Origin of the sequence: Enterococcus sp. AZ067, assembly GCF_051715005.1 — a bacterium.
Taxonomy (GTDB): Bacteria; Bacillota; Bacilli; order Lactobacillales; family Enterococcaceae; genus Enterococcus_D; species Enterococcus_D casseliflavus.
Genome location: NZ_JBIOSY010000001.1, coordinates 1,637,780 through 1,649,869, shown reverse-complemented (window position 1 = coordinate 1,649,869; position 12,090 = coordinate 1,637,780). Strand labels below are relative to the sequence as shown.

The following is a 12,090-nucleotide window of genomic DNA, read 5'->3' as shown; positions in this document are numbered from 1 at the left end:
TTATTCTCTTTTAGAACACTTGCAGCCCTTCACGATCGATTTGTAATTGTTCGATATACGCATTGCTCTCCAAGGCATGCAAAAGTTTTGAGATTCGTTCTGCCCGTTCCTCTGGGACGATCGCTAAGACCGTGGGACCTGCGCCGCTTAAGAAACAGCCATAGCCGCCTTCTTCTTCGCAGATTTGGCGAATGGTCGACAAGTGCGGCACAAGCTTTTCCCTATAGGCTTCATGAAAACGATCCTGCTGCATCAATTTTCCTGCAAGAGGCAGATTGCCATTGATGACCGCTGCGATCATCACGTTGGCGATCGCACTGGCTTCGACAGCTTGCTCGTGCGAAAGGGTCTGCGGCAAGACTTGACGACTTGCTTCAGTCAACAGTTCTTCATGAGGAATATAGGCAATGATCTCGCACTCTGGAAAATGATGCTTGACTAAATACGTATGCTTGTGCTGATGGTCGTAAGCAGCAACCGCAAAATCTCCATAAATCGCTGGTCCAACGTTGTCAGGATGCCCTTCGATGGCAGTTGCGATCTCAAGCTTTTGTGCTGCACTCAGATTCATGTGGGCCATGCGGTTGGCTAGTTCAATCCCGGCGACGATCACCGAGGAACTGCTGCCTAAGCCTCGTGCCAAAGGAATGTCCGAACTCATTCGGATTTTCAAAGGCTTCATGTTTGGTGCTAATTTCAATGCCACACGCAAAAGCAAGTTGGTTTCATCCGTTGGGATCTCTGAACCTAGCTCATGGATGATTTCCCACGTATCGTTTTCTTTTAAAACTTCAATGAACAAATACTTTGACAGGGCAATCCCGCAGGAATCAAAACCAGGCCCTAAGTTCGCACTGGTTGCAGGAACGCGGATCTTCATAGATTGGCAACTCCTTCACGAAGATGCTGACGCATTTCTTCTAAATCACTCATCTTATTGATGGTTACTTCCGTCGCTTTGATAGCTGTATCAGGATCTTTCAGACCATTTCCAGTAAAGACGGCAACGACAGTCTCACCTGGTTTGATTTTCCCTGCTTTCACGTGCTGGATGACACCAGCCAGCGAGGCAGCTGAGCCTGGTTCAATAAACACACCATCTTGCGCAGCAATTTTACGGTAAGCATTCAAAATTTCCTCATCGGTTACTGCATCGATGTGTCCATTTGATTCATCACGAGCGGCTTCTGCTAACTGCCAGCTGGCTGGATTGCCGATCCGAATCGCTGTAGCAATCGTTTCTGGTTGTTCGATGACTTCACCACGGACGATCGCAGCAGCACCTTCAGCTTCAAACCCATGCATTCTTGGCAACGCGGTGCCTTTTTTCTCATGCCATTCTTTGAACCCTTTCCAATATGCCGAGATATTCCCTGCATTACCGACAGGAATCGCAAGAACATCCGGTGCTTGTCCTAATTGTTCGCATACTTCAAAGGCCGCTGTTTTTTGTCCTTCTAAACGATAAGGATTGACTGAGTTTACTAGCGCCACGGCTTCGGTTTCTGCAATATCTCGTACTGCTTTTAACGCTTCATCAAAGTTTCCTGGGATCGAAATGATGTCGGCTCCATAAACGATTGCTTGCGCCAATTTTCCCATAGCGATCTTGCCATCTGGAATAACAACATAGGCTTTGATCCCCGCTCTGGTCGCATAAGCTGCTGCTGCCGCACTGGTATTTCCTGTCGATGCACAGACGATTGCTTTGGCACCTTCTTCCACCGCTTTTGCCACCGCCATGACCATCCCTCGGTCTTTAAAAGAGCCTGTCGGATTCAGCCCTTCGTATTTTCCATACAATTGAATCCCTAATTCCTTGGAAAGGCTTGGTAAGGGAATCAACGGCGTGTTGCCTTCAGCCAGCGACAATGCTGGTGTATTTTCGTTGACTGGCAGATATTCCTTGTATTGATGCAATAATCCTTGATACATGTTTATTCCTCCATCACTTTCATTATTTGTATGTCTTGTGCATCGGTATAAGTTGCGAGTTTTTCTGTTAGCTCTTTTTCGCTCATTGGATTGGTGATTCCAGCTATTCGTTGGTCTGCTTCGTTGAACACCGTTTGCTCAAACGCAAACCATTCTGGAAGAGCGTTCCCTTTGATCTCTTGACTTGAAAAAGACACGTAATGCCGGCTAGGGACTTCTTCTACAGATGCTAATGCTGTTTCTTTTTCAAAAGTTAGAAAAGGTTCAACGATCCCAAAGCTTTTATTTTTTGCTAAAACGGTCAAATCCGCTACCACGCTGGTGGCCGTCGGTCGTGATCCTGCTCCTGGTCCATAAACCATTGATTGATCGATGCCTTCACTCTCGATAAAAATGCCATTAAACTCGTTTTGGATCGTCGCTAACGCATGGTTTTTCGGCACTAATACAGGTCCAACTGACACAGTAAGGGAACCGTCAACTGTCTTTTGTGCTGCACCGATCAACTTCACTTCATAACCAAAGGCTTGTGCCTGCTTAATATCTGCCACAGCTAAGCCGCGGATGCCTTTTGTTGCCACATCAGCAACATAGATCGTTTTCCCAAAAGCAAATTTGGTCAGGATCACCATTTTATAGGCCGCATCGATACCGTCAACATCATTAGTAGGATCTGATTCGGCAAAACCTTTTGCTTGGGCTTGTGACAAAGCATCTTCATAGGTCCTGCCATCTTCCGTCATTTTTGTCAGCATATAATTGGTCGTCCCATTGACGACACCAAAAATCCCAGTGATGGTATCAGGCAGATAGTGGGTGCTCAATGTACGCAAGATCGGAATGCCACCACCCACGCTGGCTTCATAATAAAGAGACACCCCGGCTTTTTCAGCGATTGCCAGCAGTTCAGGTCCATGGGTGGCAATCAAGTCTTTATTTGCCGTCACAACGTGCTTCTTATTTTCTAAAGCAGCTGAAATAAACGCTTTTGCCGGATCGATCTTCCCGATCAATTCCACAATTACGTCGATGGTCTCATCTTCAAACAACTCATTTGCCTCATTCGTCAACGCAAACCCGTACTTAGCCGCTAACGCAGACTTATCCTCGTAAGGCGAAGCTAATGCTTTCGTGATTTGCACACTGACTCCTGTGCGTGCCAGAATGGCTTCTTTTTGCTCTGCCAACACTTGGCATACCCCGCTGCCGACAACACCCATTCCTAATAATCCAATGTTCAATTGCTTACCCATAATGCCCCCTAACTGAAAACGTTATTAAAAACCGTTCATCTAATTTTAATATTTCCACTAGCATACCAAAAACAATAAGAAAAAACTAGGACTTTTGAGAAATTCTCGCCCTAGTTTTAACGGTGATGGATATGTTCGAATGTTTTTTGCAAAATATCCACAACATGTTTGTCATCAAGACTATAAAGGATGGTTTTTCCTTGTCTTTCCGACTTTACGATCCGATTATCTTTCAAAAGTTTCAGCTGATGAGAAACTGCTGATTGTTCCATATGTACTTGTTCTGCAATCGAAGTGACATTGCGCTCTCCTTCTTGAAGAGACAACAAAATTTTTAGTCTAGTGGGATCACTAAGCATTTTAAAAATCTGTGTTACTTGCTGAATTTCTTCTAGTTTCGGCGTAGTCATCGCGCCACATCCTCTCTTATTTCCTTTTGCATTTTAGCCCTTGATAGACAGCTTGTCAATCAATGCTCGACGATCAAGGAGAAGAAACGAGCTAAAAGACAAGAATAGATCCAAGCGTCAGAAAATTCCCTTTAGAAGCTTCGGTCCCTCAACACCTGTTTGCTGAGGGAAGCGAACGCTTCTTTTTCTACCACTCGGATCATTCAGTCAATTGCAATTTTTTTGATTATGAAGACATCAGATGACTTTATTCACCTGTGATTTCTTCGATCGCTGCTTGCAGATCAGCAATTTTTTGTTCTGCTGCTTCTGCCGTATCGCCTTTTACACCAATATAAAACTTGATTTTAGGTTCGGTCCCAGAAGGACGAACAGCAATCCAGCTTTCATCTTCCAAGGTGTATTTCAAAACATCAGAAGGCGGTGTGGTCATTTTTTGTTGGTGACCATCTAAGCCCACACGAGTCAACAATTTAAAGTCTTCTGTTTGCACGACAGGGGTTCCTGCGAAGACGGAAGGTGCTTTTTCACGGAAAGTCTTCATCAAGGCAGCAATCTTAGTTGCCCCTTCCATGCCGCTCATCGTTACAGAAATCGTTTTTTCTGCATAGTAGCCGTACTCTTCAAAAATATCTTGCAGACCATCATACAATGTTTTGTCTGATTGTTTGTAAAAAGCAGCCACTTCTGCTAATAAAACGAGCGCTTGGATCGCGTCCTTGTCCCGTACAAATGGTTTAACTAAGTAGCCATAGCTTTCTTCAAAGCCAAACATGAAAGTTTGAGAATGGTCTTTTTCAAATTGTTGGATTTTTTCGGCAATAAATTTAAAGCCAGTTAAAACATTGATCATATCAACATCGTAGGCTTTAGCGATCGCTGTTGGCAATTCACTAGAAACGATCGATTTTAAGACTGCTGCATTTTCTGGCAATGTTCCAGCTGTTTTATGGGCTTCTAAAATGTAACGGATCATCAATGCACCTAACTGGTTACCTGTCAAGACTTGGTAGTTGCCATCTGGCATTCTTACTGCAGCCCCTAAGCGATCGGCATCTGGATCTGTTGCGATCAATAAGTCAGCACCTTCTTTTTCTCCTAAAGCAATCGCATATTCAAAGGCAGAGTGCTCTTCTGGATTCGGTGATTTTACTGTGCTGAAGTTTGGATCAGCAACCGCTTGAGAGGGTTCAATAATGAATTGTTGGAAACCAGCTTGTTTCAACGCTTTCTCGCCAAGCATCCGCCCTGTTCCGTGAAGTGGTGTATAAACAAGTTTCAAATCTTTGCCCACCGTATCGATCAATTCTTGATCGATCGTGACTTCTTTGATTTCTTTCAGATAGGCAGTATCGATTTCTTCGCCAATAATAGAGATCAAGCCGCTGTTTTTGGCTTCTTCTTCACTTAATACAGGGATCTCCAACGGATTTTCAATTTCCCGAACAAATTTTGTCAATGCATCCGCATCTGCTGGTGGCATTTGCCCACCATCTTCCCCATATACTTTGTAGCCATTGTATTCGGCTGGATTGTGAGAAGCAGTGATCATGATTCCAGTAAAGGTTTTTAAGTAACGCACAGCAAAAGATAATTCTGGCGTCGGACGTAAGCTTTCAAAGACAAAGGCTGGAATATCATGTTTTGCCAATGTTTTTGCTGCTTCCATCGCGAACTCAGGTGAAAAATGACGGGAATCATAGGCAATCGCTACGCCACGACGTCTTGTTTCGGGATCTTGTGTATCCATAAAGCGAGCCAAGCCTTCCGTTGCTTGACGAATCGTATAAATGTTCATCCGATTGATACCAGGTCCTAAAATCCCACGCATGCCAGCAGTCCCAAATTCCAAAGGCATATAAAAAGCGTCTTCTAACATCGCAGGATCTGCTTCTAATGCGGTCAATTGTTCTTTTAATTGTGGATCTAAGTGTTCACTGTTTTTCCATTGATTAAATGTTTGTTCCCATGCCATAAAATAACCTCTCCTTTTTCCGTTAAAATGCTCTAAAATTAGTATAACACTACTTACAGATTTCTCAAAGAATAACCAAACGAAAAATAAAAAAAGCTGCTATCAAAAGTGATTGACACTTTAAAAATAACAGCTAATTCCATTAGATTATTTTGTTAATTGCGCATCCTTTTGTGTTTCAATAAAATCAAACACTTGTTGACCAGCAATACTGCCATCGCCGACTGCCGTTGTGATTTGACGCAAGCCTTTTTCACGAACATCGCCAATCGCGTAAACACCAGGAATTGAAGTTTCCATCTGATCATTTGTTAAGATCCAGCCAGCATCATTCGTGATACCGCTAGCTTTGAATGGTTCTGTCAACGGATCTAAACCAACATAGATAAAGACACCGCCAGCAGCTTCTTCTGTCACTTCATCCGTTTTTACGTTTCTGATTTGCACGCCAGTTACGACCATCTCATTGCCTTTGATTTCTTCCACAACAGAATCCCAAATAAAAGAGATTTTCTCGTTGGCAAATGCGCGGTCTTGGATGATTTTTTGTGCTCGTAATTCATCACGACGGTGAACGATCGTTACTTCAGAAGCAAATTGCGTTAAGTAGATCGCTTCTTCGACTGCTGAGTCACCTCCACCAACAACGATCAAGCGTTTGTTACGGAAAAAGGCACCGTCACAAACCGCACAGTATGAAACTCCGCGTCCTGCGAATTCTTCTTCGCCTTTGACGCCTAACTTTCTATGTACACATCCTGTGGCAATGATGACTGTTTTCCCTTGATAGGTTTTGTCTTCGGTGGCAACTTCTTTGAACTCACCTTGATCCGTGATGCTTTGAACGATCCCATAGGCATTTTCAACACCAAATTTAATGGCACCTTCATACATTTTAAATGCTAATTCAGGGCCTAAGATTGATTCGAAGCCAGGATAGTTTTCAACCTCAGCCGTATTGTTCATTTGTCCGCCAGGTGCTCCTCGTTCAATCATTAGTACTGATAAATTCGATCTTGACGCATAAAGCGCTGCTGTCATCCCCGCAGGGCCTGCGCCGATGATAATTACATCATACATATATTTCCCTCCAATTTGGACTACCCATACTTTACTTTCAAAAGCAAATTCTTTCAACTCATCTGCTTACAAAAAATAATAAGATATTCCTGCTTTTACTTTTGAAAATTACATTGACTTTCTTTTCAATTTTTGTAAAATTTTCACGATACGTCTATTATATAGAAAATAAGGAGTCCTTACAATTGAATAAGAAAAAACTTTTAGGAAAATCAGACCGTGAACTGATTTTTCTCAGCTGGCCGATTTTTGTTGAGCTATTTTTGCGGGTCGTTATTGGGAATGTCAACGTTTGGATGATTTCTCATTATTCCGAGCCAGCAGTAGCGGCCGTCAGTGCGGCCAATCAACTATTGAATTTAACGGTCTTTATTTACGGTTTCATCACCGTGGGTACTCAGATCATTATCGCACAATTGATTGGTGCGAAAAAACGCGACCAGATACCGAAAGTCATCAATACCGCTCTTTTTGGGTCATTGTTCATCGGGATTTTGATCAGCTTGATGTTCCTTTTCGGCTCAACCTACCTTTTGCGATTCATGGGCTTAGATGCTGAATTAGTTGCTTTAGGTCATGGATACTTACAAGTATATGGCGGAAGTCTGTTCCTTTCATCGATCACGGCAGTCATAATTGCTGTCATGCGTAGCCACAGTTTCACAAAACCTGCGTTATTGGTACCGATGTTTGCTAGTATCCTAGCCGTCATTGGCAATTACTTTGTCTTATACAGCCCCTTTGGTTTACCGAATTTCGGTGTGACTGGATTGGCATTTTCTAGCGTCTTTGGTAATTCGATCGGTTTACTAATTGCCGCCATGTTGCTGAAGAAACATGTGAATTTTTCTGTTTTATCTGCCCGTTTCTCGAATGTCTCTTGGGGCGTGATGAAAAACATTTTGACTTACGGATTGCCTTCTTCTGGCGAGTCTCTTTCCTATCAAGGAGCGCAAGTCGTGGTGACGATGATCGTGGCTCAACTTGGCGCAAGTGTCTTGATTGCAAAATCTTACGTAACAGCTATCACCCAATTTGTTTATTTGATCGCCTCCGCATTAAGTCAAGGAAACCAAATCATGATTGGCCGCAATGTCGGTGCGGGTGAATTCGATCGTGCGCATCAGCGAGGCATGCGCACGATGGTGATCGGCATCATCGCCTCGGTAACGATCTGCTTATTGACCTATCTATTTATTGAACCGATCATGGGGATCTTTACTTCCAATACCGAAGTAATCGAGATTGCTAAAGGTGTCTTTTTAGTAGAGATCGTCTTAGAAACAGCGCGTGCAGTCAATATGATCCTAGTTGGTTCATTAAATGCAAGTGGTGACGTGAAGTTCCCATTGATCTGCAGCCTAATTGTTCTATGGGTCATCAGCTTACCGTTTTCCTACTCACTGGCCATCGTCTTTAAATTTGGCTTGATCGGCGTTTGGATCGCTTATGCCATTGACGAAGCATTGCGCAGCGTCTTAATGATCTATCGCTGGCATTCTGGGGTATGGAAAACTAAATCTGTCGTTCATCCACAAGAAGCAGAACCTGAAGTCTTACCAGAAGCATAATAAGAGTCCAGTGGTCCCAACGGCCGCTGGATTTTTTGTTTTTTATAAGAAATAAAATGCGCCAAGAAGTTTGCTTGGTTTTTTTGAAGACTTTGCTCTATACTTGTCTCAGAAGCTATCGACTATGATTTACATTAAAAGGAGCGTTTGCTATGTCAATCTATGACTACCAAGCAACATTAGAAAACGGCGAAACTTATTCGCTAGCAAACTACGAAGGTCAACCGCTGGTGATCGTCAATACAGCTACAAAGTGCGGGTTGAGCCCGCAGTTCAAAGAATTACAAAGTCTTTATGAAACCTATAAAGACCAAGGGTTGGTCGTTCTAGGGTTTCCTTCTGACCAGTTCAAACAAGAAGTCGGCTCAGCCGAAGAAGCCGCAGCCGCTTGCCGAACCACCTATGGTGTCGATTTTCCGATGCACAAGTTAACGGTGATCAATGGCAAAGACGCAGATCCCTTGTTTCGCTATTTGGAAGCAGAAGCACCGGGCACATTAGGCAAAGCTATTAAGTGGAATTTTACGAAATTCTTGGTGGACCGCCAAGGTAAAGTCGTGGAGCGTTTTGCTCCACAAACCAATCCTCAAAAAATGATTCCAGAAATTGAAAAAGTTCTTTAAAAAATTGGATAAAGGCGACCTTAAGGACAAAACATGTCATGCTTAAGGTCGCCTTTTTTGTAATTGCTGCAACGCAAGCCTTTTACAACACTCTCATTGTCGGTTATCAATAATCTTGGAGCAGCCATTTCTACTTATAGAAATCATTCGTGACAATATTTTTAAAAAGACTTTAAAAAAACTGCAGTCGATCTACTTAGATTTCTCTAAGGGATCAACTGCAGCTTCTTATAATTAGTTATTCGATAAATCTTCACCGTTTGAAGCAATCACTTGTTTGTACCAATCAAATGATTTTTTCTTTGTTCGTTTCAAGGTGCCGTTTCCTTCATTGTCACGGTCCACATAAATGAAACCATAGCGTTTTTTCATTTCACCTGTTCCAGCTGAAACTAAATCGATACAACCCCATGTGGTGTAGCCCAATAAATCGACACCATCTTGCTCAACCGCATCTTTCATTGCTTGAATATGCTCTGCCAAGTATTGGATCCGGTAGTCATCTTCCACATAGCCATCTGCATCTGGTGTATCCACAGCTCCTAAGCCGTTTTCAACGATAAACAATGGTTTTTGGTAGCGATCATAAATGTCATTCATTGTGATGCGCAAACCAAGTGGATCAATCTGCCACCCCCACTCACTTGCTTCCAAGTATGGGTTTTTCACAGAGGCAAAAATATTGCCAGCCGTTTGTTCTAATAATTCAGCGTCCGTGGTTGATACGCGGGAAGAATAGTAAGAGAAGGAAATAAAGTCTACGGTGTGAGCTTTCAACAGCTCAAGGTCGCCTTCTTCCATTTTGATTTCGATCCCATTACGTTCCATTTCTTTCAGCGCATATTGTGGATATTCCCCACGTGATTGAACATCAATAAAGAAATAGTTTTCGCGATCTGCTTTGCGTGATTCCCAGACATCTTCTGGTTTGCTTGTATATGGATAGTATGCGCCAGCAGCTAACATACAGCCTACTTTGTTCTCAGGATCGACTTCATGAGCGATTTTCGTTGCAATCGCAGAGGCCAATAGCTCATGGTGAGCCGCTTGGTATTTCACTTGCTCAACGTTATCGCCTTCTTCAAAGTAAAGACCTGCTCCCATAAATGGCGCATGGAGAATCATGTTGATTTCGTTGAAGGTCAACCAGTATTTTACTAATCCTTTGTAACGGTTGAAAATCACGTTACACAAGTTTTCATAGAATCCGACCAATTCACGAGAACGCCATGCCCCGTATTTTTCAACTAAATGCATTGGGCAATCAAAGTGAGTGATCGTTACTAATGGTTCGATCCCATATTTGTGGCATTCTTTGAAAAGATCTTCATAGAACTTCAAGCCGTCTTCATTTGGTTCTGTTTCATCCCCTTTAGGGAAAATCCGACTCCAAGCGATCGACAAACGGTAGGTTTTAAAGCCCATTTCGCCAAATAGCGCGATGTCTTCTTTGTAGCGATGATACATATCGATCGCTTCTTTTGCTGGGTAGAAATGTTCGTCATCAAAATCGAACATTTTCATTTGACCAGTAATGACTGGAAAACGATCTTTGCCGATCGGTACCACGTCAACGTTTGCCAAGCCGCGTCCGCCTTCTTGGTAGCCTCCTTCACATTGATTGGCAGCTGTTGCGCCGCCCCATAAAAAGTCTTTTCTAAATGCCATGTTTCTTTCCTACTTTCTCTTTATTTAACTAGTTCGCGATCAAGTTCGCGGGCTACTTCATCTTGTACTTCTACGCCTTCTTTTTCAAGACGTGCGATCGTTTCCTTAAATTTAGGCAAGTGATCTTTGTGGGCAATAAACAGTTCGTCCATGACACGTTTTGCCGTATCACCTGATGGAACCAACGGGTTGATGGTGAAGGCTTGTAATGCGATATTGTAATCCCCCGTCACAGCTGCTTCGATCGTTAATAATTCCATTGCTTTCATTACCTGTAACCAACCTTTTTCAGCTGTCGGTAACTCACCAAAGGCAACATTTCTAGCCCCTTGTCCGCCAACGTAAGCTGTTACTTCGACTACGCAATCGGCAGGAAGATCTGGAACGGCGCCTTCATTTTTGGTTGAAACGACGATTTGGGTATTTTTATTAGCATAAATGGAAGCAATCGTTTCACACGCTGCATCTGAGTAGTAAGCACCACCACGTTTTTGCAGCTGTTCTGGTTTATGATCCAATTCAGGATCTTTGTACAACTCAAACAATTCGGCTTCGGTTTGTTTCACTTGCTGTGCGCGTGTACCGACAGTCTTGTACTCTTCGATCGCATGATTCAACATTTCTTCTTGACGATAGTAATAACGGTGATACCCGCAAGGAATCATCTTCATTTGTTCCAGCTGTTCTTTGTAAAATGGTACATCAAAGATATTCTTCGGTAAGCCATTGTCTTCTTCATACATTTTATCAATAATGTCCATCGTAACGTCATTGCCGTGTGAGTCGGTAACTTTGTGCCAGTGAAAGTGGTTCAATCCTGCAAATTTGTAAATCAATTCGTCAGGTTCTTTGCCAAGCAACGCAGGTTCAACCATCGTTGCCATGACAGGCACGTTACACAACCCGATGACTTTGTCCCATTTTCCGTAACGCACGATTGCTTCAGTCACCATACCGCTTGGATTCGCAAAGTTGATCAACCAGGCATCGGGACACAAGCGTTTCATGTCTTCAACGATTTCAAGAATGATTGGAACCGTACGAAACGCTTTGAACATACCACCAGGGCCGTTGGTTTCTTGACCAATCATGCCGTAATAGGCAGGAATTCGTTCATCTTTGATACGGGCATTCAGCAATCCTACTCGGAATTGAGTCGTAACGAAATCAGCATCTTTTAACGCTTCTTCTCGATCCAATGTCATGTGGATTTTTACATCGTAGGGTGACGCATCCCACATCCGTTGTGCCATCGCACCAACGATTGCTAATTTTTCTTTTCCTGCTTCGATATCTACTAGCCAAATCTCACGAATCGGCAATTCTTCATAGCGTTTGATAAAGCCTTCCATTAACTCCGGGGTATAGCTGCTGCCGCCACCAATGGTTGCAATTTTAATTCCTTTTGTCATTGTATTGCTCCTTTGCTATTTTATTTACATTCTTATTATCATTCATAAAAACATTTGATTCAATGTAAATAGCATATTTAGAAAAAGCGTTTGCAAATATCGCTTCTTCTTGCAGATGTTTTGTAAAAAAGATTTACAAAGAGTATCAAATAAGGAATAATTA

The 12,090-nt window shown here is 42.8% G+C and carries 10 protein-coding genes; 2 read left to right on the top strand and 8 right to left on the bottom strand.

What is annotated here, in order from left to right:
• Window positions 1-10 precede the first annotated feature (10 nt).
• The 6 genes from thrB to trxB form a co-directional block, all read right to left on the bottom strand.
• Window positions 11-880 carry a homoserine kinase gene (thrB, locus tag IGI82_RS07775; protein ID WP_005225831.1) on the bottom strand — a complete coding sequence of 290 codons (870 nt, stop codon included), beginning with the start codon at window positions 878-880 and terminating at the stop codon, window positions 11-13.
• Window positions 877-1,935 (bottom strand): threonine synthase, encoded by a 1,059-nt coding sequence (gene thrC / locus IGI82_RS07770; protein ID WP_005225830.1) that lies wholly within the window; start codon window positions 1,933-1,935, stop codon window positions 877-879. Before thrC ends, thrB begins: the two co-directional genes overlap by 4 nt.
• Before the next feature lie 2 nt (window positions 1,936-1,937).
• Window positions 1,938-3,188: a homoserine dehydrogenase gene (locus IGI82_RS07765; RefSeq protein ID WP_438842004.1), complete on the bottom strand. Its 1,251-nt coding sequence runs from the start codon at window positions 3,186-3,188 to the stop codon at window positions 1,938-1,940.
• A 116-nt stretch (window positions 3,189-3,304) separates the two neighbouring features.
• Window positions 3,305-3,598, bottom strand: coding sequence for an ArsR/SmtB family transcription factor (locus IGI82_RS07760; RefSeq protein WP_005225828.1), 294 nt, complete (start codon window positions 3,596-3,598; stop codon window positions 3,305-3,307).
• A gap of 247 nt (window positions 3,599-3,845) precedes the next feature.
• On the bottom strand, window positions 3,846-5,573 hold the full coding sequence (locus IGI82_RS07755; RefSeq protein WP_005225827.1) for a phospho-sugar mutase: 1,728 nt from the start codon (window positions 5,571-5,573) through the stop codon (window positions 3,846-3,848).
• A gap of 147 nt (window positions 5,574-5,720) precedes the next feature.
• Window positions 5,721-6,653: a thioredoxin-disulfide reductase gene (gene trxB, locus IGI82_RS07750; protein ID WP_015509534.1), complete on the bottom strand. Its 933-nt coding sequence runs from the start codon at window positions 6,651-6,653 to the stop codon at window positions 5,721-5,723.
• Between the two features lie 185 nt (window positions 6,654-6,838).
• Between trxB and IGI82_RS07745 the strand changes: the two genes are divergently transcribed.
• Entirely contained in the window at window positions 6,839-8,224 is a 1,386-nt protein-coding gene (locus IGI82_RS07745; protein WP_010748039.1) for an MATE family efflux transporter, read from the top strand.
• A 152-nt stretch (window positions 8,225-8,376) separates the two neighbouring features.
• Complete coding sequence (locus IGI82_RS07740; RefSeq protein WP_005225824.1) at window positions 8,377-8,847, top strand: glutathione peroxidase; 471 nt, start codon at window positions 8,377-8,379, stop codon at window positions 8,845-8,847.
• 234 nt (window positions 8,848-9,081) lie between these two features.
• Here IGI82_RS07740 and IGI82_RS07735 read toward each other — a convergent pair whose 3' ends face one another.
• Together IGI82_RS07735 and IGI82_RS07730 are read right to left on the bottom strand one after the other, a co-directional pair.
• On the bottom strand, window positions 9,082-10,515 hold the full coding sequence (locus tag IGI82_RS07735; protein ID WP_008378424.1) for a 6-phospho-beta-glucosidase: 1,434 nt from the start codon (window positions 10,513-10,515) through the stop codon (window positions 9,082-9,084).
• A 20-nt stretch (window positions 10,516-10,535) separates the two neighbouring features.
• Complete coding sequence (locus tag IGI82_RS07730; RefSeq protein WP_005225822.1) at window positions 10,536-11,927, bottom strand: 6-phospho-beta-glucosidase; 1,392 nt, start codon at window positions 11,925-11,927, stop codon at window positions 10,536-10,538.
• Window positions 11,928-12,090 lie beyond the last annotated feature (163 nt).

Coding starts and splice junctions, on each gene's coding strand:
- thrB (WP_005225831.1), bottom strand. CDS start 880: ATGAAGATCCGCGTTCCTGCAACCAGTGCGAACTTAGGGCCTGGTTTT.
- thrC (WP_005225830.1), bottom strand. CDS start 1,935: ATGTATCAAGGATTATTGCATCAATACAAGGAATATCTGCCAGTCAAC.
- IGI82_RS07765 (WP_438842004.1), bottom strand. CDS start 3,188: ATGGGTAAGCAATTGAACATTGGATTATTAGGAATGGGTGTTGTCGGC.
- IGI82_RS07760 (WP_005225828.1), bottom strand. CDS start 3,598: ATGACTACGCCGAAACTAGAAGAAATTCAGCAAGTAACACAGATTTTT.
- IGI82_RS07755 (WP_005225827.1), bottom strand. CDS start 5,573: ATGGCATGGGAACAAACATTTAATCAATGGAAAAACAGTGAACACTTA.
- trxB (WP_015509534.1), bottom strand. CDS start 6,653: ATGTATGATGTAATTATCATCGGCGCAGGCCCTGCGGGGATGACAGCA.
- IGI82_RS07740 (WP_005225824.1), top strand. CDS start 8,377: ATGTCAATCTATGACTACCAAGCAACATTAGAAAACGGCGAAACTTAT.
- IGI82_RS07735 (WP_008378424.1), bottom strand. CDS start 10,515: ATGGCATTTAGAAAAGACTTTTTATGGGGCGGCGCAACAGCTGCCAAT.
- IGI82_RS07730 (WP_005225822.1), bottom strand. CDS start 11,927: ATGACAAAAGGAATTAAAATTGCAACCATTGGTGGCGGCAGCAGCTAT.